Source organism: Chamaesiphon sp. (genome assembly GCF_041738855.1).
GTDB lineage: Bacteria > Cyanobacteriota > Cyanobacteriia > Cyanobacteriales > Chamaesiphonaceae > Chamaesiphon.
The window spans coordinates 1-26,426 of sequence record NZ_JBGSPA010000167.1; the positions used below are offsets into that span (position 1 = coordinate 1).

Annotated in this window: 21 protein-coding genes; 14 read left to right on the forward strand and 7 right to left on the reverse strand. The window is 48.5% G+C overall.

Features of this window, described 5'->3' with window-relative positions; all coding sequences use genetic code 11:
- Positions 1-118: 118 nt before the first annotated feature.
- Both ACEW9I_RS17195 and ACEW9I_RS17200 read right to left on the reverse strand, forming a co-directional pair.
- Complete coding sequence (locus tag ACEW9I_RS17195; RefSeq protein ID WP_373541554.1) at positions 119-1,087, reverse strand: FAD/NAD(P)-binding protein; 969 nt, start codon at positions 1,085-1,087, stop codon at positions 119-121.
- 268 nt (positions 1,088-1,355) lie between these two features.
- The gene (locus ACEW9I_RS17200; protein WP_373541555.1) at positions 1,356-2,036 is read right to left on the reverse strand and encodes a DUF2232 domain-containing protein; all 681 of its coding nucleotides are present in this window, start codon (positions 2,034-2,036) and stop codon (positions 1,356-1,358) included.
- 199 nt (positions 2,037-2,235) lie between these two features.
- Between ACEW9I_RS17200 and ACEW9I_RS17205 the strand changes: the two genes are divergently transcribed.
- Entirely contained in the window at positions 2,236-2,853 is a 618-nt protein-coding gene (locus tag ACEW9I_RS17205; protein WP_373541556.1) for a GNAT family N-acetyltransferase, read from the forward strand.
- 79 nt (positions 2,854-2,932) lie between these two features.
- Here ACEW9I_RS17205 and ACEW9I_RS17210 read toward each other — a convergent pair whose 3' ends face one another.
- Both ACEW9I_RS17210 and psaK read right to left on the reverse strand, forming a co-directional pair.
- Positions 2,933-3,178, reverse strand: a complete 246-nt coding sequence (locus tag ACEW9I_RS17210) for a photosystem I reaction center subunit PsaK (protein ID WP_373541557.1) — start codon at positions 3,176-3,178, stop codon at positions 2,933-2,935.
- Between the two features lie 107 nt (positions 3,179-3,285).
- Positions 3,286-3,573: a photosystem I reaction center subunit PsaK gene (gene psaK / locus ACEW9I_RS17215; RefSeq protein WP_373541558.1), complete on the reverse strand. Its 288-nt coding sequence runs from the start codon at positions 3,571-3,573 to the stop codon at positions 3,286-3,288.
- Positions 3,574-3,699: 126 nt separating this feature from the next.
- Here psaK and ACEW9I_RS17220 point away from each other — a divergent pair, with 126 nt between their 5' ends.
- From ACEW9I_RS17220 to ACEW9I_RS17230, 3 genes are all read left to right on the forward strand, one after another.
- The gene (locus ACEW9I_RS17220; protein ID WP_373541588.1) at positions 3,700-4,335 is read left to right on the forward strand and encodes a phosphoribosylanthranilate isomerase; all 636 of its coding nucleotides are present in this window, start codon (positions 3,700-3,702) and stop codon (positions 4,333-4,335) included.
- A gap of 131 nt (positions 4,336-4,466) precedes the next feature.
- Complete coding sequence (locus ACEW9I_RS17225) at positions 4,467-5,309, forward strand: hypothetical protein (protein ID WP_373541559.1); 843 nt, start codon at positions 4,467-4,469, stop codon at positions 5,307-5,309.
- 143 nt (positions 5,310-5,452) lie between these two features.
- Positions 5,453-6,721 (forward strand): protein kinase, encoded by a 1,269-nt coding sequence (locus tag ACEW9I_RS17230; RefSeq protein ID WP_373541560.1) that lies wholly within the window; start codon positions 5,453-5,455, stop codon positions 6,719-6,721.
- Here the strand turns inward: ACEW9I_RS17230 and ACEW9I_RS17235 are convergent.
- Positions 6,718-8,514, reverse strand: coding sequence for an HlyD family efflux transporter periplasmic adaptor subunit (locus ACEW9I_RS17235; RefSeq protein WP_373541561.1), 1,797 nt, complete (start codon positions 8,512-8,514; stop codon positions 6,718-6,720). The genes ACEW9I_RS17230 and ACEW9I_RS17235 overlap by 4 nt on opposite strands.
- A gap of 272 nt (positions 8,515-8,786) precedes the next feature.
- On the opposite strand from ACEW9I_RS17235, the gene ACEW9I_RS17240 reads away from it, so the two are divergent.
- Complete coding sequence (locus tag ACEW9I_RS17240; RefSeq protein ID WP_373541562.1) at positions 8,787-9,728, forward strand: class I SAM-dependent methyltransferase; 942 nt, start codon at positions 8,787-8,789, stop codon at positions 9,726-9,728.
- A gap of 227 nt (positions 9,729-9,955) precedes the next feature.
- Here ACEW9I_RS17240 and carB read toward each other — a convergent pair whose 3' ends face one another.
- Positions 9,956-13,231, reverse strand: coding sequence for a carbamoyl-phosphate synthase large subunit (gene carB / locus ACEW9I_RS17245; protein ID WP_373541563.1), 3,276 nt, complete (start codon positions 13,229-13,231; stop codon positions 9,956-9,958).
- A 294-nt stretch (positions 13,232-13,525) separates the two neighbouring features.
- On the opposite strand from carB, the gene ACEW9I_RS17250 reads away from it, so the two are divergent.
- A complete protein-coding gene (locus tag ACEW9I_RS17250; protein ID WP_373541564.1) occupies positions 13,526-14,152 on the forward strand; it encodes a hypothetical protein in 627 nt (208 codons plus the stop codon).
- A 23-nt stretch (positions 14,153-14,175) separates the two neighbouring features.
- Here ACEW9I_RS17250 and ACEW9I_RS17255 read toward each other — a convergent pair whose 3' ends face one another.
- Complete coding sequence (locus tag ACEW9I_RS17255; protein ID WP_373541565.1) at positions 14,176-16,542, reverse strand: ATP-binding protein; 2,367 nt, start codon at positions 16,540-16,542, stop codon at positions 14,176-14,178.
- A gap of 401 nt (positions 16,543-16,943) precedes the next feature.
- On the opposite strand from ACEW9I_RS17255, the gene ACEW9I_RS17260 reads away from it, so the two are divergent.
- The 8 genes from ACEW9I_RS17260 to ACEW9I_RS17295 all read left to right on the forward strand — a co-directional run bounded on the left by ACEW9I_RS17260 (position 16,944) and on the right by ACEW9I_RS17295 (position 26,371).
- Positions 16,944-18,305 (forward strand): histidine phosphatase family protein, encoded by a 1,362-nt coding sequence (locus ACEW9I_RS17260; RefSeq protein ID WP_373541566.1) that lies wholly within the window; start codon positions 16,944-16,946, stop codon positions 18,303-18,305.
- A gap of 249 nt (positions 18,306-18,554) precedes the next feature.
- Positions 18,555-19,814 carry a dihydroorotase gene (locus tag ACEW9I_RS17265; protein WP_373541567.1) on the forward strand — a complete coding sequence of 420 codons (1,260 nt, stop codon included), beginning with the start codon at positions 18,555-18,557 and terminating at the stop codon, positions 19,812-19,814.
- Between the two features lie 176 nt (positions 19,815-19,990).
- Positions 19,991-20,632: a hypothetical protein gene (locus ACEW9I_RS17270; protein WP_373541568.1), complete on the forward strand. Its 642-nt coding sequence runs from the start codon at positions 19,991-19,993 to the stop codon at positions 20,630-20,632.
- Positions 20,633-21,067: 435 nt separating this feature from the next.
- Positions 21,068-21,841 (forward strand): HEAT repeat domain-containing protein, encoded by a 774-nt coding sequence (locus tag ACEW9I_RS17275; RefSeq protein ID WP_373541569.1) that lies wholly within the window; start codon positions 21,068-21,070, stop codon positions 21,839-21,841.
- A gap of 249 nt (positions 21,842-22,090) precedes the next feature.
- On the forward strand, positions 22,091-23,371 hold the full coding sequence (locus ACEW9I_RS17280; protein ID WP_373541570.1) for an MSMEG_0569 family flavin-dependent oxidoreductase: 1,281 nt from the start codon (positions 22,091-22,093) through the stop codon (positions 23,369-23,371).
- Between the two features lie 197 nt (positions 23,372-23,568).
- Positions 23,569-24,051, forward strand: a complete 483-nt coding sequence (locus tag ACEW9I_RS17285) for an MSMEG_0572/Sll0783 family nitrogen starvation response protein (protein WP_373541571.1) — start codon at positions 23,569-23,571, stop codon at positions 24,049-24,051.
- A 195-nt stretch (positions 24,052-24,246) separates the two neighbouring features.
- Entirely contained in the window at positions 24,247-25,290 is a 1,044-nt protein-coding gene (locus tag ACEW9I_RS17290) for a Nit6803 family nitrilase (RefSeq protein WP_373541572.1), read from the forward strand.
- Complete coding sequence (locus ACEW9I_RS17295; RefSeq protein WP_373541573.1) at positions 25,283-26,371, forward strand: MSMEG_0568 family radical SAM protein; 1,089 nt, start codon at positions 25,283-25,285, stop codon at positions 26,369-26,371. The genes ACEW9I_RS17290 and ACEW9I_RS17295 overlap by 8 nt, the downstream gene beginning before the upstream one ends.
- The last annotated feature ends 55 nt before the right edge of the window (positions 26,372-26,426 follow it).

Sequence of the window (26,426 nt, forward strand, 5' to 3'; positions counted from 1 at the left end):
AATTGAATTAATATGATTTCATATTTGATTTTGGTTTCAGTTGATATTGTAGCAATCGTAACTAGTTGGTAAATACTACTAAATTAGCTGTTCTAGTTTTTATCGATCGAAACATACCTCATTTTGGTGCGTTCACCCTGACTTCCCGACCGATCCGATGTGGGAATGCCCCATTCGGAGAAATTATGATAAATTTATCGATTAGGCTTGCAGCTCTTGGCGAATTTTGGATACTATAGAGAGCATCCAAAGTACTAGCATTAGAACCAATAATTAATACTTGCCGTCGGGCCGATCGATCTGATTCTAACGAGTTACAGATCCGGTCGATATTTGCCTCCAACGATGGTTCGTACATATTATTTACACAACAGATTTCTGACTCCAGTTCGGTGGAGTAACACTCTTCAAATAAAACATTTGGCGGGCTACCAATCGCTAGCACTAATTTTTTAGCCCAAAAGCGATCGGCATTTTTACCATCAATTCGATAAATACCATCGATAGATCGCACATCCAACACATCGACACTCACTAAGTCGATCTCAATTAATCCCTTGGCACTTGCTGCTGCGAGTAATGCTGTCAGACGTTGCTGGAGATACAAACCAAAGATGCTGCGGGGCAGAAATAACTCATCCCAGCGACCGTCAGACATCGCCGATGTGTTTGCAGATAGCCATTTACGCGCCAGTTCACCGTGGCGATCTGCTGGTGCGAAGATCGATTCGCGATGTAGATCGAGCCAGTTGATGAAATGTTCGCGTTCCAACTGCTGGGGCATGAATTCTTTAAGTGATGAAATTAATAGCGCGTCGCGCCCCGATCGCATACCATAGGGGACACCAGTCCAAAACTCACCGGACTTTTCAGTAACCAAGATCCGCACAGGTTGGTGCTGTCGATGCTCACTATTTAGTATTAACTGAGCTTTCAAGTTACATTGCTGTTCCAACAGAGTGATATAGTGGATTAGAGTATATGCTGATGAGCTTCCAGCCCCAATAATCGCTAAATCGTAATACTTTGATGAGTCTAATCGATCTGGTTGTGAGTCGGCAAACCCGACCGAGTTTGGGTAGTGCATCACGGCTAATTAGCTTATTTATCTAAAAATTCAAGTTCACCGACGGTCTTTACCAATATACATATAAACAATTACCTCATCAATCTGGAAGACGCTAGCAACCTGGTTGAGAAATAGCAAAACTGCTAGTTCCAGTGTCTGTTATGTCGATCGCTCCCAACCTTAGATCGATCGCATCCTGCTTACTCTTGGTAAACATCTTCCAAATCAGTGATGCTGCGATCGCGATCGAGTATTTACTTTAAGACTGTAACACATCCAGCAAAGTCTACAAATCCAACAAAGTATCCACCCACGGCGGTGCTTTGGGAATCGGATTGCCAAGTCGCTCGAACATCAGTAGCGCGACTAAATGTACGACAAATACATAAACCAAACGACTGAAGAAGATTAGCGCAATCGCCAAAATTTGGACGATGACCAGATTTGGTTCGGCAAGGATGCCCAATTGAATGAAAATCCATTCCGACAGATCGCGAATTCTCGCCATGAGGTAAGTCCAGAGATCTTCACCCAGTAATAACGAAGTCAACCAAAAGCGAAAGAATACCCCGAGAGTGTCGAGTAACGCACCCAGCGAGATCGACACCAGCCAGCTCGACCGCCGTCGCCAACACGCCCCCAATTGGACGCCCATGACCCCGTAGGGCATCACAAACAGCACACTGCGGCTTGGCCCCATCAGCACTGACAACAACAATCCTGAGACTAGAGCAGTCATCCACCCCGCTCGCCGCCCCCAGCGCAAATAAATCAAGGCGATTGGAATTGGGAAAAAGATTCTAAAGATCGGCCCGACTGGAAAATAATAATCTAATAGCCACAGGAGACTGGCAGTGCTTGCTAGAAAAGCGGTTTCCACCAACACGATCGGTGGTTTGGATGCGTCACGCTCCGCAGTAGCGGCTGGCTGTTCCGGGGGGGCTGGATGTTTGGGGTGAGATGCCAATGGATTAACTCGATCGACTGCACGATCGACTAAATAAGTTATGATATAGATCTAGCTCTGTAAGCTTGTCAATTTTAATTGTAGATCGACTAACCACCGATCTAAATAGTTGGTTTCTCGATTCATCAAGATTGCGTGTAGTCGAGTCAATCGATGTAGCAGGATCGCTGCACTCAGCCCAAACCCGAGTAATTTAGACATGACTGCAGACACCATCAACATCGTTCGGGCGATCGCCATTCAGCCACATCAAATTGAGATTCGTGCCGTACGAGAGGACGAAATACATTGCGTGGCGGACATCATCACCCGCAGCTTTCATTTCGATCGCGGCTGGATGGCCTGGTTTACACCGCTATTCAAACTCGGTATCGCTGAAGATCTCCGTCATCGGCTCCGATCCAATGTCCCCAGTACCAACCCCAACAAGATCCAGCAACAAGTTTGCTCGATCGCTGTCTATACCGATCGCGATTCCACCCAAGTAATCGGGACGATCGAAGTCGGGGTACGGACATCGCATAATTATCGTCAGCCCACTCCACATCGGTATGTCTACATCTCGAATCTAGCAGTCAGTCGCGACTTTCGGCGGCGCGGCATCGCCCAAGGGCTGCTAGAGAACTGCGAACAATTGACCCGCTCGTGGGGATATTCCGAACTTCATCTCCACGTTATGGGTGATAACGAACGCGGTCGGAACTTGTACGAAAAATTAGGTTACGAACTAGTTTCGAGCGAACTAGTGTGGTCGATTTTCCCCTGGCATCGACCCGAACGATTATTTCTTTGCAAACAATTAGCAGCGTGCGTCTAGGATCGATTGGGTGAGAGTCAAAGCCTAGATCTGAGGGTACCCACCAGGGGCACCCTGGGTCTACTACACCCGAATTGCCCTAAATGACACCGATACGAGTCAAGCCGAGGACTGCACCCGTACCGAGAAGATGTCCGAAGCAAGCACCACCAATGACCTGAGCCGCTGTCAAACCACCAACTAGAGTTGGCCCAACTTTTTTGGCTTTAGTTGCCGCCAACAGACCGAGCAGACTAGCACCCACCATCACGATCGCCACTGTGGGCGACCAAGGTTGGGTCATCGGGCCTGTAGCCGCAAGTAACAAGCTAGAATTTAACATCATGTACTCCTGAAAAATTAGAGATATTTTAACAGCTTAGAGTATTCTATCGACATTTAATGATAACTTTCGATCGCGATCGGGCAACCAGTTGACAGCGATTCGCGATCCTAAATTACACCTATATTGGTCAATCCTAGTACTGCCCCGACGCCGAGCAGATGTCCAAAACTCATACTAGCGAGTAATTCAACCACAGTGAAGTTAGTGAGGAGACTCGTCCCAATCGGTATGCTAGAGTTGGTTGCAGGATTCGCGCTCTGGCGAAAACGCGCAGATGCAAAGATCGATCGACCGATCGCTACCGCCACTAAATTGGCACCAATCATCACAAATGCCGTATTAAACCCCCACGGTTCGGTATGGGGAATAGCAGCAATGATGAAGTTATTTAACAAAAGTTTAAGCCTGTTGATTGAAACTCATGCCACAATTATTAGGCGATCGGTAACTACAGCTCACAATTTGTGCTAATAATTAACAACTAGTGGCAAAAATAGATACATTTCTTGATAATTGGGATGATGCGGATTAAAATTTGTGGCATAACCACCGTCGAACAAGGCATGGAGATCGCTCACAGGGGTGCGACAGATTTGGGGTTTATTTGCGTTCCGAGTTCGCCACGTTATTTGAAGCTCGCTCAATTGGAGACACTAGTCGCCCAGTTGGCTCCTGTAGCCAATACTGTTGGCGTATTTGCTGATTTTTCGGTAATGACGATCGCCCATGTTGTCGGGTTGATACAGCTCGATACAGTGCAACTCCACGGGAGCGAATCTGTCGAATTTTGTCAACAGTTGCGTCAAGCTCTCCCAGATACCGAAATCATCAAGGCGTGGCGAGTCCGCAGTAGCAACGATCTAGCAGCGATCGCCGCCTATAGTAAAGTGGTCGATAGTTTCCTCCTCGATGCCTATCATCCGGCTGTGCTCGGCGGTACGGGACAGACGTTGGACTGGGGGCAGCTAGCTGCCTTTAGACCCTCGCTGCCGTGGTTTTTAGCTGGTGGGTTGACACCTGACAATATCAATAGCGCATTGAGCCAGCTAGAGCCAGATGGGATCGATCTCTCCAGTGGGGTAGAAGTCTCCCCAGGGAATAAAGATTTAGATTTAGTCGATCGATTGTTTACCAATTTGCTTGAGAGAGTAGGCTAAAATAAATACTCAAGCACCAGCAGGAATCTTGGCTGTAGCGATACCGCTGCGATGTCGAGCCAGCAGCCATGACATGGCGATCTGCATTGGTTGGAGTCGGATCTAGAGTTTAGGAGTACTGAGGCGAGCGCATGGATAGTAGCAAAGTCATCACTGTTGATGTGGCAGATATCGATCTGGGCGCGCTGCGGCGGGAAAGTCTCGATCGGGTCGAGCGATTACAAGCGACTTTCGATGATGGATCGATCGATCGGATCGAGCAAATTCAAGAGCGGCTCAATCAATCGTTTAGACAGTTTTTATTGGCGAAAGAACAAGAGCGGATGCCATTTTTGCAGCGAGTGATGACCGCTCATTTGGCAAATATGGAAGAACAGCGAGGCTTTCCACCGCGCCATCCCATTCACTGGTTTAAGTCCAAGCTGGAATTTAGCTCTACAGGAGTTTTGCAGTTTGATTTCCAAAAAGATGCTGAATTATTCATGGAATCAGCACTAACTCATATCGAAACTGAAATCAAAGAGCAACTGGTAAATCAACAACAACATACGCTCACTACTCTCAAGCTAACTATTCAAGCATTGCAACAAACTATCGCCACTCGGATTCAACCAGTAGCGAAGGTGAGAAGAGTAATGAGTAATGAATATGTCAGTAGTTTTATTCAAGCCAACCTACCGCAGTTCAAGGCTGCCGATCGCTTTTACTTCGTGAGCAATGGTGTGAGATTCAATCCCAAGCAGGAATTGATATCTAGTGAAGTGTGCGTGCGACCGACAGGGCTATTCGATCGCACTCAAGATGGCAACAAACCTACTCAATTAAAGTATGCGATCTCGTGCGATCGCTTATTAGATCTGGTCAATGAATCGAGTGAGCGAGCCAGCCGCCAGATTCACCAGCAAACTCAAGTATATTTGACTGATGAGTTGGTACCGCAGATCGAGCGATTATTTGAAGATTTAATAGTCTAACTGCAAAATTAGTTGCAGAAGCGATCGCCCTTTTCCCTGACCTTACCTGACTAGGGATTTTGGACCGCAGAGAAGATGTGAGCAATTTAGCAATTGTGGTGCCGAGCGGCGGGTATCCTAAGGAGAGATATTTTTGAGCAGTAATGACCATACTTTGCCCTAACGGACACGAAAATCCCGATCTCAACCGTTTTTGTCAAGCGTGTGGGAGTCAGCTCGCTGTCAGTGTCAGTAATGAAATGACAGCAGGCTTGCTACTGGGAGATCGCTATCGGATTACCAAACAGATCGGACGCGGTGGATTTGGGCGGACATATCTATGCGAAGACATCAATCGGTTTAATGAACCCTGCGTACTCAAAGAATTTGCACCACAAGTTCAGGGCACAGCATTTTTGACTAAAGCACAGGAATTATTCGAGCGTGAAGCGGGGGTGATGTATCGACTGCAACATCCTCAAATCCCGATGTTTCGGGAAATGTTTCGGGTAAATCGCGGTAGTGTGGGGCAGTTATTTTTAATTCAAGATTATGTCGCTGGAGCTAACTATCAGCAACTCCTCCGTCATCGGTTAAAACAGGGCAAAACATTTACAGAAATTGAAATCACAGAGTTTCTCACCCAAATTTTACCCGTGCTGGGCTACATCCATGCCCTTGGCGTGATTCACCGCGATATTTCGCCTGACAATCTGATTAAACGCGCTAGTGATGGATTGCCAGTGCTGATCGACTTTGGGGGTGTCAAACAGCTAGCCGTAAATGCGACCACCCAATGCGTACCTGGCAATGGAGCGAGTAACAATGATGTCCCGACGCGGTTGGGAAAAGTTGGCTATGCGCCCAACGAGCAGATCCAGCGCGGAACAGTATTTCCACACAGCGATTTGTACGCATTGGCAGCGACAAGTTTAGTCCTATTGACTGGCAAAGAACCGCCAGATCTGATCGATCCTCAAAACTTTAGCTGGAACTGGCGCGAACATATCAGCCTCAGTCCCCGGCTAGCGGAGATCCTCGATCGAATGCTCCAGCTCCGTCCACACGATCGCTTTGAGTCCGCTCAGGATATCCTCACAGCTCTCAAATCCGAGCGCGCGATTGGTGGGGTGAATACTCACGCCCCCTCGGCTCCTGTAGCCGTACAGCCGCCGCTGAAAACCGATCCGCCGCCGCAGGTCACCCCTACCCAACCGCCACCCCAGCTAGCCAAATCGACAACCCCATCACTGCTAGAGATTTTAGGTAAAACTTGGCTATTTATTGCGGCCATTGTCGGCGCGATTGGTTTGGGCTGGTTGGTAGCTAGTCTCATGGCAAAGCGTCCCGCTCCGCTCCGTTCGACTAGCTCCGTGCCCTCAATTCAAGTGCGGGTAACGATCGCGACTAGCGGATTACATTCACAAGTCTAGCGAACCGTTTTGAGCGAATCTTCTTGTTTGACAACCATGTCAGTAAAGATGCTCATCACTGTCCGATTGCGGAGTTTGATATTGGCACTTAGTGAGTATCCAGAGGTCAGATCGACCACTTTACCTTCGATCTTCATACTCTGACGATCGAGCGCAATTGTAGCTGGAAAACGTTCGTAAGGGTGCGCTTGGTCTGCGGGGAGCGCGTCAGAACCGATCGAGACCACCTTCCCTTTGACATCCCCAAACTCACTGAAATTAAAAGTGTCAATCCGCACATCGACAGGCATTCCTGGTTTGACAAAGCCAATATCTTTATTACTGATAAATACTTTGGCATTAACATTTGTATTCGGGACTATTTTCAAGATTGGCTCGCTGGAAGTAACGACGAATCCCGGGTTTCCGGCTTTGAGTTCAAAGATCGTGCCGCTGACGGGGGCGGTAATATTCTGATATTTGAGGTTCATTTTTGCCTGACTGATTTGACTATTGATGTCGGTAATTTTGCGATCGATCTCGACAATCATTTTGTTTAGTTGCCCATCAACTTCGGCGATCTGCCGATCATTATTAGCAATTTTGGCGAGTAAATCTTTGCTCGATGTCGCCACACTATTTTTGAGCTTCTCGCGACTTTGATTGGTTGCCATCGTCAGGCGGTTGTATTCTCGATCCAATCGATCGATATCCTGCTGATTTTTTTTGATTTGTTGCTGTTGATTCTGGATTTCTAACCGCGAGGTAGCCAGTAGTTCTTGTTCATCCTGCGCTAGTTTCTGGTATTGGTCATCGAGCTGTCTGACTTCACCTTCCCGCGCAATCACTTCCTGTTCTTGTTTGAGTACTTGGTTGCGTGAGAGTGCGCCTGCTTCACCCGCAGGTTTCAAGTTATTGAGAATTGCTTGATTGCTAGCTAATAAGCTTTGAGCAGATTGACGACGGTTGCGATTTTCCAGCAGTTGAGCGGCAATTTGCGATCGCTGAGCCGCTGCTTTGGCATTGATGTTGGCGATTACTGCTTGAGAGTCAGTCAGTAACTCATTTGTCGCGGCGCGATTGCCGCGATTTTCGCGCATTTGATTGTCAACTTGACCGATTTCTAACTGACCGGAATTCACGCGGGAAGTCAGTTCGGCACGACTAGATTGGAGTCGTTGGCGTTGTTCGGGGTTGAGGCTAGCTGTATTCGTGCCATTGAGTTCGGCGCGATAGAGTTGATTCTCCGCGAGGATCGAGTTACGACTGGTGGTGAGGGCGAGGATTTCGGGGCGGACATTGAGCTGTGCGAGGGTTTGGGGGTTGACTTTATCGATCCCTTGACTGAGCAAGTTGCGGTAAAACCGAGTTTCCGCAGTCATCGAGTCGAGATTTTGCTGGAGGGAAGCGAGTGTCGCTTGGGGAACGGTAGCTTCCAAGCTCACTAGGGGTTGACCTGCGGTTACTTTATCCCCATCTTTGACGAATACTTGTTTGACTACCCCACCGACTGGTGCTTGGACATCTTTGACTTTATCGGTTGGTGCGAGTTTGCCCTGGACGCTGACTGTTTCTTCCAGCGGTGCCAGACAAGCCCAGGTGACCAAGCCCACGGTAATTCCGAGAATCGTCCAGACGATCCCTCGCGACCAGGTGCGCGACTGCTGGAATACGACTGACTGAAGGACTTCGGCTGGTTGTTGATAAGTCGTAACTTGAGCTGGGTCGGCTTTACGAAGGGGTTCGATCTTCCGCTTGGCAATTTTACCAGCATCGGTTTGAGGTGAATCTGGTTGTTGGTTATTGGTGTTCATGATGGCAGAATTTATAAATTAAATATTAAGCAGGTAGTTGAAAAGTTGGGTAGGCTCGATATATCTTTAGCTGGCTCACTCCGACTTCAACAGAGCGGTTTGGAAAAATAGTAGCCGATTCTCGGTCGCTTGTCTGTAATGCAGCGATCGTTACAGATAAGCGATCGGAAGTTGTAAATAGACGATCGCGATCGTGAGGATGGAGTTTGGGATGGGCAGTGAGTAACTATACAATAGAAGACTCAAGCGCAAAATTTATCAAACCCGCAGTTATGACAGCTACTATCAACCCTACAGATCGTCTTGTTAGTCAATTGGTAAATGGTTTGCTCTCAATTCAACCCCTTGCCAAATTTGCCAAATATCAAGCACGGGAATTGATTATCAAACGGGCGGAGTCGATCGGTGTAGCTTGGCGGGACGATGTGAAGTTTTTGCGATCGCGAGGTGGTTCTGAGCCATTGTCACCGCAGTGGGAGGTAGATTTAGCTCGGGTTACCAACCCCCATCTAGACTACCCCGAGTATTATCTCACTTCCTTTCATGCTTACGAGCAGGGGAATATGAGCTGGGACGCCGCGATGGAAGTCGAAGTCGCCGCCTACTCGGTTCACGCCAAAATTTTTGCAGAAACTGGCAAAGCTGGGGATAGTCAACTCCGCCAAAGTTATCACGATCTGGTCGTCCAAGCTCTACCCAATCCACCTCAACATATCCTCGATATCGGTTGCAGTGTGGGGATGAGTACATTTGCGATGCAGGAGGTATATCCAGCGGCGCAACTAACTGGATTAGATCTATCACCTTACTTTCTATCGATCGCCAATTATCGAGCGCAGCAAAAACAATCTCAGCAAATTAACTGGGTTCACGCCGCCGGAGAATCGACTGGTTTGCCCGCAGATAGTTACGATTTGGTATCGCTATTTCTGATCTGTCACGAACTACCCCAGACAGCTACCCGCGAGATCTTTGCGGAAGCCAAACGGTTGCTCAAACCAGGCGGAAAGATTGCGATTATGGATATGAATCCCAAGTCAGAAATCTACGCCCAGATGGCACCATATATCTTGACGCTACTCAAGAGTACCGAACCCTATCTCGATCGCTATTTTACCCTCGATATCGCCCAAGCATTAATCGATGCAGGTTTCCAAGCTCCCACAATTACCCCCAACACCCCCCGTCACCGCACAGTCATTGCCACAGCCTAAAAAACTCCCCTCCTTGGAGCGGAAAGTGCGGGAACAGGGGTTTCCCCCGCTTGGGTTCGTTCCATGGTCGTCGGCTCGGGTGACCCGAGCCGTGGGAACAAAGGCGGGACGATACGGTGGTACAGGCAAGTAGAGCACCTTTCCAAAACAGGGGTGCCCAACGGGCAGCACATTTATAGTGCGGGTGGGTAAGATCTCCGCCACCCACCAACCATTACCCAATTACTTCACCGACCCAACCCGATGTAGTCCTGCAACGCCTTGACTTCCATCGGCTGAGATTGGAGCGACTTAATCGCCGCCGCAGTAGCTTTGGCACCCGCGATCGTGGTGACCATCCCGATCTTGTAGACTAGAGCCGTGCGGCGAATCAATTTACCATCTGCTTGAGCTTCCTCACCGGATGGAGTATTGATAATCAGTTGGATTTGACCGTTTTTGATGATGTCTACCACGTGGGGGCGACCTTCATGAAGTTTTAGCACTGACTCGACGACCAAGCCATGCTCTTCCAATACCTTCTGAGTACCAGAAGTCGCGATAATCTCAAAGCCCAGCGCGATCAAATCCCGAACCACAGGCACAACTGCTAGTTTATCGCGATCGCTCATCGACACAAATACTTTCCCAGTGAGTGGTAATTTCTGTCCCGCTGCGAGTTCGGCTTTGGCATAAGCGCGACCAAAATCGATATCGATGCCCATGACTTCACCAGTCGATCGCATTTCGGGACCTAAGATGGTGTCGGTACCTGGAAACTTGTCAAAAGGTAGCACAGCTTCCTTGACGGCGATATGGGTGGGAATCACTTCCTCGGTATAATCCAAGCCCGCGAGTGTTTCTCCAGACATGATGCGGGCAGCATAGCCAGCCAAAGGTACACCCGTCGCCTTCGCTACAAATGGTACCGTCCGAGAAGCGCGGGGATTTGCTTCGATGATGTATACCTGCTCACCTTGGACGGCAAATTGGATATTCATCAACCCGATCACTTTGAGAGCTTGAGCTAATTGTACCGTCCACTCCCGAATCGTAGCTACCGTTTTATCTGTCAACGATACATAGGGGAGCGAACAAGCCGAATCCCCAGAGTGAATCCCCGCTTGCTCGATATGCTCCATAATGCCGCCGATGACCACCATCCCCGATGCGTCCGCGATCGCGTCTACATCGACCTCGATCGCATTCTCCAGGAACTTATCGATCAAAATGGGGTGATCCGGCTCCACCAGTACCGCATAGGTCATATAGCGTTCCAGCTCGATATCCGAATAGACGATTTCCATCGCCCGTCCACCCAATACATACGAGGGACGTACTACTACCGGATACCCGATCCGATTGGCGACATGTAGAGCATCTAGATAACTCCGCGCCATCCCATTCTCCGGCTGCTGAATCCCCAACTGGCGCAACACCAACTCAAACCGCTCCCGATCCTCCGCCATATCGATCGAATCAGGACTAGTCCCCCAAATCTTCGTCTCCACTATCCCCTTCTCCGCGTTCTCCCCTCTCTCCGCGCCCTCTGCGTCCAAATACTCCTGCAACGGTACCGCCAACTTCAACGGCGTTTGCCCACCAAATTGAATGATAATCCCCTCCGGCTGCTCCGCCTCGATGATATTGAGCACATCTTCCTTGGTCAGCGGCTCAAAATACAGGCGATCGCTAGTATCATAATCAGTCGAGACGGTTTCAGGATTGGAATTGACCATGATCGTCTCAAATCCCTGCTTACTGAGTGCATAAGCAGCGTGACAGCAACAGTAGTCAAATTCGATCCCCTGTCCGATCCGATTGGGGCCACCGCCTAAAATCATCACCTTCCGCCGATCGGATGGAATTACTTCAGTTTCTTCCTCGTAGGTAGAATAGTAGTAAGGCGTTTCGGCTTCAAATTCGGCGGCGCAGGTATCAACTAATTTATAAGCGGGAATTACGCCGAGTGATTTGCGATAAGTGCGGACGATATCTTCGTGAGTTTTGGTTGCATAGGCAATCTGGCGATCGCTAAATCCTTGCCGTTTGACATCCCATAGTTGCGATTTAGTGAGATTTGTTAATTGTTGCGTTTTGAGGAAAGATTCGGTGGTTAATATATCCTGCATTTTGTCTAGGAACCACGGATCGACACCTGTGAGATCGTAGATATCTTCGAGGGACATCTTGAGCTGCATCGCATGGCGAATACTAAAGATCCGCTCGGGGGTGGGAATCCGCAACAGCGAACGCACCTGCTCGATCGAGGGTAAGGATTCATCCCGATCGCAGCCCCAGCCAAACCGACCGATTTCGAGCGATCGCAAGGCTTTTTGGAATGACTCTTGGAATGTCCGACCGATCGCCATTGCTTCGCCGACTGACTTCATTTGAGTTGTCAGGGTTTGTTGGGAGCCAGGGAATTTCTCAAAGGCAAACCGAGGAATTTTAGTAACTACATAATCGATCGTCGGTTCAAAGGAAGCTGGCGTTTTTTTAGTAATATCATTGGGAATCTCATCGAGCGTGTAACCCACTGCTAGTTTCGCGGCAAATTTAGCGATCGGGAATCCCGTTGCTTTGGAAGCTAGTGCCGAACTCCGACTGACGCGCGGATTCATTTCGATGACGATAAATTCCCCTGTATCGGGATGTACCGCAAACTGAATATTAGAACCTCCTGTCTCGACCCCAATTTCGCGAATGATTTTAATTGACGCATCGCGCAACCGCTGATACTCTTTATCCGTCAAGGTTTGGGCTGGAGCGACCGTGATCGAATCTCCAGTATGAATCCCCATCGGATCGATATTCTCGATCGAGCAAATAATCACGACATTGTCCGCTAGATCCCGCATCACCTCTAGCTCGTACTCCTTCCAGCCCAGCAGTGACTTCTCGACCAAGATCTGATCGACAGGTGAAGCTTCGAGTCCGGTTTGGACGATCGCTTCAAATTCCTCTTGATTGTAAGCGATCCCCCCTCCAGCACCGCCGAGGGTGTAGGCGGGACGAATGATCAATGGGAAGTTCCCTATTTGTTTGGCGACTTCCCGTGCCTCTACAGGGGTGGTAGCGATGCCTGACGGACAAACTGGTACGCCGATCCGCGCCATTGCCTCTTTAAATAACAGCCGATCTTCAGCCATTTCGATCGCAGGTAGTTTCGCGCCAATTAATTCGACCCCATATTTTTCCAATACGCCAGATTTCGCCAGACTCACCGCGATATTTAGAGCCGTCTGTCCCCCCATCGTCGGGAGCATGGCATCGGGACGTTCTTGACGGATCACCTTTTCGACGAATTCTGGTGTCAGCGGTTCGATATAGGTGCGATCTGCCGTGTCTGGATCGGTCATGATCGTCGCCGGATTGGAATTGACCAAAATGACGTAGTAGCCTTCCTCACGCAGTGCTTTGCAAGCCTGAGTGCCAGAATAGTCAAATTCACACCCTTGTCCGATCGAGATCGGCCCAGAACCGAGGAGTAAGATTTTGTGTATGTCAGTCCGGCGAGGCATAAGGTTAGGGGGTAGAGGGTAGGAAGGCTTTAGGCTTTAGGCTTTAGGCTTTAGGCTTTAGGCTTTAGGCTTTAGGCTTTAGGGGTAGAGGGTCGGGGGTAGGGGGTAGGGAATTAGGAATTCCGATCTATCTTACGGGGTTTAGGGTACTCGGTGGGAATTTTGTTAAGTTTGGGGGCGGTTGTATAAATTAGTCTCAGAGAGGGAACTATAGCAGAGGATACAAACTAAGTATTGCTAATCAACCACTGTTGTACTTCCTTAGTTACTAAATCTCGATTTGACAGTGCATCCTTGCCTCAGACTACAACTTTTCAGCATCGCCATCGCCAACCACTCAAGCTTTCAGCCTTCCAACTGCCGTTTTCCCTCACCCCCCAACTCTCATTTATGACAACTCTCAACCATGAATTCGAGCAACTAGCAAAATCCGTCAACCAAACGCTGATCGTTCATCAGCATCAGCTAGAAATCGAACAGACGCAGATTCAGTGTCTGACACAACTATTGAACTCCTGCACCAACTCGGGTTTGGATATTCATTGTGTGAGTGCGATCGATCGCTTGACCGATCTGCTCGATCGGCATCAACAATCGGCTACTCAAGTCTATAACGTTCTCAACACACTCACTCAATCTAAAGATGCTCAGTATCTGACGATCGATAGTCAGGGTGAAATTGCTACCTATCTCAAATTGGAATTGGGCGAACTCGCTACACGATTGAGTATTGTGAGCGGTAATCTCTTAACCGCTGCCAATAATGCTAACGTCTGGGCGAAATTGATGAACGCATATCCCGATCCGGATGGCTATCAATGGCAGTTCCCAACTGCCAAACGTGGTTTCTTTCATAAGACACATTTACACGCAATTGGGACTAAAACTGTCAAACTGGTAACGAGTTCGCCCCTAAATTAGCTCTTCACAGCTCTAATTTGCAACTATTCTGCCCTCCCCACAGCCTGTTCTCGGACACTTACTTGGCTGAGTAACTTCGTAATTTTACGTAGCAACTGTTCGGGATTTACTGGTGTCCATAAATAATCATCTACGTATCGATTGCTCGTCGGACTGATAATTTGTCCTTCAGTGGCGATTGCCAGGATTTTGAGATTGCCAATTTTAGTCGATTTACGGATATTAGCGATCGTCCGCTCGACAATATCTGCATGAAAAGTGAGATCGACGATCGCCAAATCTGGCTCAAACATCGAGATCTGTCTAAATGATGATTCCGCAGACAATAACCAAGTTACTTGATACCTCGCTGCTGTGAGAATATCACACATAAAGTTTGCCACATCTTCATCCTGCTCGATCAATACAATCCGGTTAAAAATTGGGTTGAGTTCGGGATCTTGAAACACCAATTGACGATCCATTTCTTGCCAATCATTTCGCTCCGGTAATGGGAGCGATTGTGCTGCCAAGCGGACTGTAAAAGTCGAGCCAGAACCCACGAGCGAGTCAACTTCGATCGAGCCACCATGTAATTCGACTAATTGCTGAGTGATTGCCAGTCCCAATCCCATGCCGCCATAATCTCGATCGTAGTTGGAATCTAGTTGATGAAACTTTTTAAATAGGCGCGGAATCTGTTCGACTTCGATCCCGATGCCACTATCTTCAATCTCCAGTACGGCAGTACCTTCCTCCAGCCAAGTTCGGATGATGACTGTGCCATCTGCGGGCGTGAATTTGACAGCATTTGTCAAGATATTAAGTAATATTTGGTGGATGCGTTTGCGATCGCCACGGAAGCGTAATTCCTGACTGTTCCGCTGGGGGATATTACCATTGTCGATCGCTGCTACCTCGATATTAATTTTACCACGTTCGGCTTTGGGCTTGACGATTTCCACTACGTGTTCGACAAGTCTGGTCAATGAAAATTCACTAATTTTGAGAAAAGTCTTACCAACCTCTAGTTTATAGAAATCTAAAATATCATCAATTAATTCTGACAGGTGTTCGCCACTATTATGAATAATTTTGAGATATTTTTGTTGTCGCTCATTTAAGTTAACTAGTGGCAATCTTAGCAGTGTATCTGACAATCCTAAAATACTTGTCAATGGTGTTCGTAATTCATGACTCAGGAGTGCGAGAAACTCAGTTTTAGATTGATTGGCAGTTTGGGCGACAATCATGGCATCATGCAACTCTCGCGTTCGTTCGTTGACACGCTGTTCGAGATTTTGAGTATGCCAAAGACTGGCTGAATATGACTCAGAACGATCGATCGCCAAAGCCAAATGTTCGGCGACTCTTTGCAAAAATTGGGTCTCTTGCGCTTGCCACTGACGCGGCGATTGGCACTGATGAGCGATTAATAAACCCCACAACTCTGAATTGACAACCAGCGGTACTACTAATTTGGACTTGATGCTAGATTTTGCCATCAAATCCAGCATACATTGATTTTGGATATACTCTAGATCGACCCGATCGATCGCTTTAGTCATCCCCGCTCGGTACTTTTGCCACATCACGCGATCTTCAAAGCAATCCTGATACTCCGTAACAGCTAGCACGGATTCAAGATGTGGATCGCCAATCGACTCATAAACAACTCTCCCCACGCCGTTATAGCTAGCAAATTCTTGACTACTTTTCCCGTCAATTTTGGCGAACTCAAATTGATAGATGATTAGTCGATCTGCATGTAAAAATGTTTGTACCTGATCGACGGCAGCTTGCAAAATAATCGGTAAATCTAATGTTTGATGAATTTGGGTGACGATATAATTGAGTAAGTGCGATCGCTCTATCTGTCGCTCTAGTTCGACTGCTCGCTGCGACAGGCGAGCAAATGATATATCGTTCTGGAGAGATTCAGAACTGTTAATCTTTCCAGCAGCGGTGCCTTGTAACAGCGGCTCCGCCAACACACTTGCTATTAGTCGATCGAAATGCTCTTGCATATCGCGATCGTTCTCAAAGCTAGGATTGGTAATTAACTGCACTGTTGATGGTAAATAAGGAATCAGTGGCTGAAGAAATCGCTCTATTTGTGCTGGTGCAAAGATGATTTCAATCGCTATTTGGGGAGATTGGGTTGATGTGATGGTGCTCCCAACTAGTAATGCTTGAAAGCGATCGGATTGTATTAAAGAGAATTGAGCCAAATTTTCGATTGAGGCTAGTCTAGCACCGACATCCTGAGTCCGATCTTCTGGATGTGCCAACAATTGGGCATTGGTAATCAACCGCAGCTCCTGTCCGCTTGTTTGTGCCATTTGGTGCCACAACTCTCGGGCACTCTCAAATACGTGTGGGGAGTAATTACCCTGGATAGTTGAAGTCAAATTAGACATTTGCGAAACCAGCGATACAAAATAAAATGCAGATTGGAGTAATGCGGTGTGAATACTAAGAAAATATTAAAATATTGGGCGATCGAGCAAATGATACTAATTAATTATCAACGCGTAAAGTGGTTAAACTTTCATCCATCACTTCGATCGCCATCTCGGTCAGATCTTGGCAATTATTGTCGATGTTTCGATCGCGGTTCACTAGTTACTAGTTTAGTCTGATTTGCATTAAAGCGATCTGAATCGATCGCCAACGTATTAAGTTTTGTAGGAGTGGTTGGGAAACAGTCGAGTGATACCTGCGGATGGTGAAAGTCTCGGAGGCTAGTTGTTGGTGTTCCCCACCGCCTGATAAGATAAGTCAGCGATCGTGGAGGACAGAGCCTTTGAGTATGCGAGTTATCATTTTACGGCACGGACAGAGCACTTATAACAGTCAAGGGCGGATTCAAGGGCGTAGCGATTTATCCGTGCTGACCGATCGCGGGATCGAAGATGCTAGGCTTACCAGTGCAGCATTTACAGGTTTGGAATTTGCCGCAGCTTATGCTAGTCCGCTGCAACGCGCACAGCAGACCGCAACTACCGTTCTGACAGGTTTAGGGCAGCAAGATCGCCTCCACACAGACGATCGCTTGCTGGAAATCGATCTCCCACTGTGGGAAACCATGTTCAATCAGGAAGTCCGCGAAAAGTATGCCCACGAGTATCAAATTTGGAAAGAACGTCCCCACGAATTAACGATGCTGTTACCGCAAGCTGATGGTAGCCAGCAAGAGTTTTTCCCAGTCCTAAATTTATACGCCCAAGCGACGGCTTTTTGGCAAGCAATCTTACCGCAACATCAGGGACAAACAATCCTCATCGTCGCCCACAACGGCATCAACCGCGCCCTGATTAGCACTGCACTGGGCATTGCGCCGCGCTTGTACCATAGCATCCAGCAATCAAATTGTGGCATCACCGTGCTCAATTTTAGTGGCAATTGGGACGATTCTCCAGAAGAGAGGCTTTGCCAACGCGTTCAGCTAGAATCACTCAATCAAACCACTCATCTCGGTCAAAAACTCCCAACATTTCGCCCCCCCAATCGTGGCCCACGCTTATTGCTCGTCCGTCATGGTGAAACTGACTGGAACCGAGCGGGTAAATTTCAAGGTCAAATTGACGTCCCACTCAATGATAATGGACGCAAGCAAGCCAGTCTAGCCGCTGAATTTTTAAAAACCATCCCAATTGACTTTGGATTTACGAGTTCGATGTTACGTCCTAAAGAGACAGCCCAAATCATCCTCCAGGCGCATCCAGATGTAATCTTACAGGAGGATGCCGATCTGCGCGAGATCGGGCATGGATTGTGGGAAGGCAAATTTGAAGCTGAAATCAAAGCTGAGTATCCAGGCGAATTGGAACGGTGGCAGACTCACCCCGAATCCGTCCAAATGCCTGAAGGAGAGCATCTCCAAGATGTCTGGGATCGGGCGACTGGGGCATGGCAGCGGATTCTCGATCGAGTGGGCACTCATCCGCAAACGGGGATCGTTGTCGCTCACGACGCGACGAATAAGGTATTATTATGTTATTTGCTCGGACTGGATTTGGCAGATATCTGGAAGATCAAGCAAGGTAATGGTGCCGTGACAGTCATCGACTATCCAGACGGGATCGAGGGTCAGCCTGTGATTCAAGCTCTCAACCTCACCAGTCATCTAGCGGGCGGGATTTTCGATCGGACTGCGGCTGGCGCATTATAAGAAATACAGCGGTGCTGATTTAAAAATGAGAATTAAATAACTTGTGTAGGTTGGGAGAGCGGAGCGAAACCCAACATTTCTAGAGCGTTGGGTTTCGCTCCGCTCTACCCAACTACAAGGCTTTAAACTCCTACTTTTTGGTTAGCAATGCATTTGCCCCTTGTTTCCAGTAAATGACAAGTTTGTTTGAATTGCTGCTGTGGCTGTCATCTCATCTTCAACCCTCACCTGCACTAGGAGAGGGAACTAATGATTAACCAATTATTCCAACAGGTAAGAATATTAGACCCGATCGGGGATACCGAGCGAGTGGCAGATATATTAGTCATCGAGGGCGGATTTGAGGAAGTCTCAGCCACCACCCAACTACCTGCCGATCTCCAGATTACCCCCGGACAACACCTAATTCTCGCCCCAGGTTTGGTAGATCTCTATAGTCATAGTGGTACCCCTGGACATGAGGAACGCGAAACGATCGCCTCTTTATTAACCGCCGCTCAAGCAGGTGGCTTTGTCTCAGTCAATATCCTACCCGATACCTTACCCGCCCTCGATAGGCTCAGTAGTATCATCAGCTTCGATCGCGAGTACCATCACATTGCCGCCCAGATTCCCAACTGTCCTCAACTTGGCTACTGGGGCGCATTGACTGAAGGGGTAGCAGGCAAGACGATGACAGAATTGGCAGAACTTGCCACCACTAATATTACAGGCTGGGCAGATGGACAGGCGATCGCCAATCCCGCACTCACCCGCCGCCTCCTCGAATATCTCCACCCATTCAACCGCCCGATCGGATTATATGCACTCGATCGCACCTTGCGCGGCAATGGCATCGCCAGAGCCGGAGTCGCCGCGCTCAAAGCTGGTTTGCCTGTCGATCCTGTCAGTAGTGAAGCTGCGGCTCTAGCTGCCACGATCGAGATCGTCGCCGAGATCGGCACCCCCGTCCATTTGATGCGGATCTCGACACGACGGGGAGTCGAACTGATTGCCGCAGCCAAACAACGCGGCGTCCCCATTACCGCTAGTACCACCTGGCTGCATCTGGTCGCCAATACGACCGACCTGGCTACCTATGACCCCAATTTCAAGCTCGACCCGCCTTTAGGCACCTTAGACGACCAAATTGCCCTGATTGAGGGGATTAAAACCGGAGTATTGGACACGATCGCGATCGACCATAGTGCTTATACTTATGAAGAAAAAACCGTCGCTTTTGGTGAAGCTCCTCCTGGCGCGATCGGCTTAGAATTAGCATTACCATTGCTATGGCAACACCTAGTGGTTTCAAGACAGCTCACCGCCCTTGAATTGTGGGCGGCACTGAGCACCAAGCCAGCTCACTGCCTCCATCAATCTCCACCGACCGATCGCATTCTTTTCGATCCCCAAAAAACTTGGACAGTCACTAAAAATAGTCTCAAATCTCTCGCTCACAATACGGCATGGCTGGGTCGAGAAATAACTGGCAAAGTAACCGCTCAATACTCTCGGTCTAATTTTTGATAAAGTGAGTAATGATGTCCAAATATCTAGATACACATCTAGATATTTGCCTAGTGAGTAGGGATAGAATCCAGAGATTTTCCGACAAATAGCCAATAGTTGAATCGATCGCTAAATGCTAAACTATTCTGAGCATGTCTAATTTTGACGTGGTTTGAGGTGTGGAGTCTAAAATAATGTTAAAAAAATCTGTTTCGCTAGTGCTAATTGCACTAACTTTGGGTGGCTTGGCTAGTTGTGGTAGTAAGGTTGCTGACAAATCTGCTAGTACGGCGAGCGCACCAGCGACGACTGGAGCCATGACTAATAGCCGTGCCCTAGCAGTAGTTCCAGCAGGAGTGACGATCGATACCGATCTTCAACAACAACTTTCTAGTGGCAAAAATCGTACCAATGACAAATTTACTATTAAAGTCAAAAATGGTTCGGTTGGTAAATATCCAGCTCTAAAAGATGCCACAATCGTCGGACATCTCCAAAATGTAACTAAAGCCGCAAAAGGTCAAAAAGCTCTGATGAATTTATCATTCGATGCGATCGAACTCAAAAATGGCGATGTGCTCCCGATCGAGCTTACATTAGTCAATACTCGGGTGGAAACCAAAACAAAAGGGCAATTTCTCAAAAATGCTGGAATCATTTTGGGTGGCACGATCGTCGGCAACTTCATTGGCAATAAGACGAAATTCAAGAATGGCAAGCTAGCAGGTGCAGCAGCAGCCACAGCATTTGTACTCTCCAGTCCTGGCGGTGAAGTAGTATTGAAGAAAGGCACAGACCTGCAATTGAAACTCAAGTCTAATTTCGATCCAAATTAAGCTGATTAACTAGAGCTTAACAAAGCGCAGGGGTTTAAATCCCCTGCCCGAAGAAACTTCGCTCTCTCGATCGCGCTAAACCGTCGGCAGAGCCAGTGGGGCGCGAGCTTTGTGGGGGAAGCTTCCCCCACAAACGTCGCTTCGGGTCACCCAACCAAAGACGAGCGCGAATCGCTGTCAACTGTCAACTGTTTAACATCTACTGAATCACCTGCGTCATGGCACTATGAGAAGAAGTGCTCTGACGCAACCGAGATCCGAGACAGCCACTTTGCTATAATGCCAGATACAGTCGTTGGCAGAGCCGTTCGAGCTGGAGCAAATTGCCACTCACTCGCGGCTACTAATTAGTCGAAGTCGATCTCATGACATTGGCAGGTAAATGCAGAGCTTGAGACTAGATTTTGGATATGGTCATAGGCTAGAGTATTGATTATGGTTTACGAAGCAGAGCTGAACTTTTTAGAGGATGACACTGAGCTAGATCCTCATCTGGACGATCTAGACACTTTGGAGGTGCTAGATGCCAATCCAGAACCCCTCAGACCAGATCCAGAGGAGATGCTACCACTCCTCACTCATCCAGTCACTAGCCAGCGGATGCTAGCTGCCCGAGCTTTTTGCGAGCTGCAAGATGCCAGAGCGATTCCTCATTTGATCGCGTTGCTCGCCGATCCTTGCCCATTAGTGCGAGTTGCTGCTACCTATGGATTGGGGCGAAACCCCAGCCATGATGCTGTCGAACCCCTGATCGCTCAACTCGATCGCGATTGGAATGGCTACGTTCGCAAAGGAATTGTCTGGGCACTGGGCAACTGTCGCGATCTGCGCGCACTCCAACCGCTATTGCGATCGCTCCAGGTAGATATTTCCGCCGTCCGACTCTGGGCAGCTAGTGCCCTCGGACAAGCCGCAGATCTCAGTTATGAGTCGGTGATTGCCACGATTCCGCCGATTATTAGAGCAGCGATCGAAGACCCGCAGGCGGCGGTACGGAGCAACTGTGCGTGGTCGTTGGGGAGACTCTGCCGAGAATTACCATCAAATGTAGTGTATGCTACTGCGGTCGATGCTTTGATTCAAATACTGGAAGAAGATAGCGATCTAGGTGTCAGAGATGATGCCAAAGCAGCTTTACTCAAACTCGGAGATCCGCGCGGGATTCAAGCGATCGAAAATATCGAGTCAGAATCAGAGCTACCGCTGTAACAGTTGACAGTTGCGGATCGATCGCGGCTTGATTCTGCTGTGCTTGCTCGGCAGTGACTTCCTCGCAATATTTTTTGGTTAAAATAGTGATTTCGATAGGACATCAAGAGCGATCGAGTCTCATATCCTATTTAACCCACACAGAATAGCCAAATCACTAGACTTAGAGCTTCCGTAGTCAGAAATACAAAACCCACTCGATCGAGATCCTACTGTGACTAGATAGCCTCACACTATTTTGGGCACTTTATGAGTTATCACTATCCGGTTATTATCGTTGGTGGCGGACAAGCGGGATTATCCGCGAGTTATTGTCTCAAGCAGCGCGGTATCGAGCATATTGTCTTAGAAAAGCATACCATCGGGCATGAATGGCGATCGCGGCGGTGGGATACATTTTGTCTAGTGACTCCCAATTGGCAATGCCAACTTCCTGGCTATCCCTATCCTGGTAACGATCCCTATGGATTTATGCCCAAAGATGAGATCGTCAAATATCTCGAAGGCTACGCTGCTAGCTTCAACCCACCGATTAAAGAAGGGGTGACGGTAACTAAAGTTAGCCAGATGGAAACGGGCTTATTTGCCGTTAGTACCTCGATCGGTGAGTATACTGGCGATCGAGTCATCATTGCCGTCAGTGGCTATCATACGCCCAAAATTCCCCGTCTGGCGGAACGCTTGCCTGATGCTATCTATCAAATTCACTCTTCTACATATAAAAATCCCGAATCTTTACCCGCAGGGAGCGTGTTGGTAGTGGGTACGGGGCAATCTGGCTGTCAGATTGCTGAAGATTTGCACCTGGCGGGGACGCAAGTGCATATGTGTGTCGGGGGTGCGCCGCGATCGCCACGTTTATATCGCGGTAAAGATGCGGTAGAATGGCTCGATAAAATGGGTTATTATGACATCTCGATCGACGAGCATCCCAAGAAGGAAACGGCACGCAGTAATACCAATCATTATCTCACTGGACGCGATGGCGGACGCGAGATTGACTTACGGAAATTCGCGCTCTCAGGGATGAAATTGCATGGGCGATTGCGATCGATTAATGATGGTAAACTAGAGTTCCAAGACGACCTACAGCACAATCTCGATCGAGCAGATACAGTTGCTGAAAACATCAAACAAAATATCGACAGGTTTATCGAAAAAGAACAGATTGCAGCTCCCATCGAACAGCCATATCAACCCATTTGGCAGCCGGAAAACTCAGAATTAAGTTTGGATTTAGCAGCCGCTAATATTCAGACAGTAATTTGGTCTACAGGCTTTCAAACTGACTTTAGCTGGATCGATATTCCAGTTTTTAATGGTAGTGGCTATCCCAGTCACGATCGCGGCATCACTAGTGTATCTGGCTGTTATTTCATCGGCTTACCTTGGTTGTACACTTGGGGGTCGGCGCGATTTTCTGGAGTGGCTCGTGATGCTAGTTATATTGCCGAACATATTACCCTCAGAGGCAGAGCATCTGCTAGTAGCCCTTGGAGTGTCGTTAATGAATTTTTACTTGGTTCGTAGCTTAGACTACAATTATTTTTAAAACCTAGCGATTTAGACAGCTTGAAATAGATGCTATAGCTATTTTTGAGATCGCCAACTTACGAACTATCCATACTGCTAGACATCTAGATTTCGTAGTTGTAGATACAAAATCTGCATTCGATCGAACGTTAATCTGGCATCAATCTTGACAAGCAGAACCGGAGTAGATCGTCATGCCAGAAGTTACTATACCCGCGCACAAAACTGGTGATTTTCTTGTTGATTATGAAGAGAAAGTCTTCCCCGATGTGCAAGCCGAACCTGGTGAGAAAGCCTTAGTGACATTTCACACAGTGGCATTTGAAGGATCGATCGGGCTGGTGAACTTATTACAAGCCACCCGCTTGAAAAAAAAGGGCTTTGAGACTTCAATTTTACTCTATGGCCCTGGGGTAACATTGGGCTTACAGCGTGGGTTTCCCAAGCTGGGTGATGAGGCATTTCCCGGACATCAAAACTTCACGGTGCGGATTGCTAAATTCATCAGCGACGGGGGTAAGGTTTATTGCTGTCGGTTTGCATTACAGGCTCTATATGGACATGGCGAGGCTTCATTGATTCCAGGGATTATCCCGATCAACCCATTAGATGTGTTGGATATCGTATTGATGCACCGCAAGGAAGGGGCGTTTATTTTGGATACCTGGACGTTGTAGTTGAGTTGCTGCGAAGATCTTTACCCCACCCCAGCCCTTCCCTTGGAAAGGGAAGGGGGTAAGTTTTAGGTTTGGTTGAGGAACGAAACCCCAACTTCCACACAATCGATCTGCACATGTGTTGGGTTTTACACTCATTCAACTCAACCTACGGCTGGTGTAATGATTTGGGATTGATTAAAAGAGGAAAGATTTGTGGATTTTACGCGCAAAGTTCGAGCCGCCGCCGTCCAAATTAGTCCAGTTTTATATAGTCGAGAGGGCACGACTGAAAAAGTATTGGAAGCGATCGACAAAGCCGCCCAAATGGGCGCAGAACTGGTAGTTTTTCCGGAAACATTGATTCCTTACTATCCTTACTTTTCATTCGTACAGCCCCCCGTATTGATGGGTAAAGAGCATCTGCGACTGTATGAAGAAGCAGTGGAAGTACCCAGCCCTGTCACCGAAGCGGTAAGTCAGGCAGCTCGATCGCATCACATTGTTGTGGTACTGGGGATCAACGAACGCGATGGCGGTTCGCTCTACAATACTCAACTGATCTTTGATGCCGATGGTAGCCTCTTGCTAAAGCGGCGCAAAATCACACCTACCTATCACGAGCGGATGGTGTGGGGGCAAGGCGACGGCGCGGGATTGAAGGTAGTGGATACTGCGGTGGGGCGATTGGGTGCATTAGCCTGTTGGGAGCATTACAACCCCCTGGCGCGGTTTGCACTGATGGCACAACACGAGCAAATCCATTGCGCTCAATTTCCTGGCTCGATGGTGGGTCAGATTTTTGCCGACCAGATGGAAGTCACGATCCGTCATCATGCGCTGGAAGCAGGTTGCTTTGTGGTCAATGCTACGGGTTGGCTCTCCCCCGAGCAGGTGAGCCAAATTACCACTGACGACAAGCTCCAAAAAGCATTAAGCGGCGGTTGTTTTACGACGATTATCAGTCCTGAAGGCAATATTCTCCATCCTCCCATTACTGAAGGCGAAGGGATCGCGATCGCGGATCTGGATTTCGCGCTGATTACCAAGCGCAAGCGGATGATGGATGCGATCGGGCATTATTCCCGCCCTGACTTGTTGCAGTTGCAATTGAATCCGAGTCAGTGGGCGGTTGTGTGTGGAGGTAAGAGCGGAGATCTACCCACCCGCACTATCAATGTGCTGCCCTATGGGCAACCCTCCCAAGAGGGGATTTTTAGACCCACTAGCCCCTTTGAGGAGGGGAGTAAGAATGAATAAGCAAAAATTGATGACCGAACTGCAATCGCAAGGATTGCAAATAGTCGAAGTCGGCGCGGGAGTATCTGGTAGAAAGGGCGGTGCAGGACCATCCGACCATAAAGCAGTGACGATCGACGGCACGACGATCATGGTACCGATCTACACTGAAACCGCTGCCCAATCCCCTTATACTGCTACCCTCGACCCAATATCCAACCAAGCAAGCATCCGCCTAGACGGACGAGCAATCGTCCCGATCGCATTCCCCAAAACGCCCCAATTCTACAACCTGACTACCGCCGATGGCATCCCCTACTGGAAGATTGCCCTCCTGCACAGTCATGATGTGCTGGCTACAACCGTCTTGCAAACCTGTATGCGGTACCGCAATAGCGAGACTGTCTGCCAGTTTTGCGCGATCGAGCAATCCCTAGCAGCCGATCGGACGATTGCCCGCAAAACCCCCGCTCAACTTGCCGAAGTCGCCGCCGCCGCCGTCCGGCTCGATGGTGTCAAACACATGGTGATGACCAGCGGTACCCCCAATACAAGCGATCGCGGTGCCGCTTATCTGGCCGAATGCGCCCAAGCAATTAAGCAGCGTGTCAATCTGCCGATTCAGGCTCAGTGCGAACCTCCTGATGACTTTAGGTGGTTTCAGAAACTCAAGGATGCGGGGGTAGATAGTCTGGGAATGCACCTGGAAGCGATTACCCCAGCGGTACGCGCCCAGATTATGCCTGGAAAGGCGGATGTGCCTGTTGAGTATTACTTTCAAGCTTTTGAAGCAGCCGTAGCTGTGTTTGGACGCGGGCAGGTGAGCACTTATTTGTTAGCAGGACTGGGGGATACGGTAGCGGCTCTGGTTGCAGGTTGCGATCGACTGATCCGACTCGGTGTTTATCCCTTCATTGTCCCCTTTGTACCGATTACAGGTACTCCTTTAGAGCACCACCCTGCGCCGAGTAGTGAGATGATGTTTGCGCTCTATCAGCAGGTAGGCGAGATGTTAAATCGATCGAGGATGTCAGCGAAGGAGATGAAGGCTGGCTGCGGCAAATGCGGCGCGTGTTCGGCTCTGTCTAGCTTTGAGGATTAGCACATTACAGGTGGACATTACGCAACACTAGCTACGACTTCAGTCGTTGTCATCT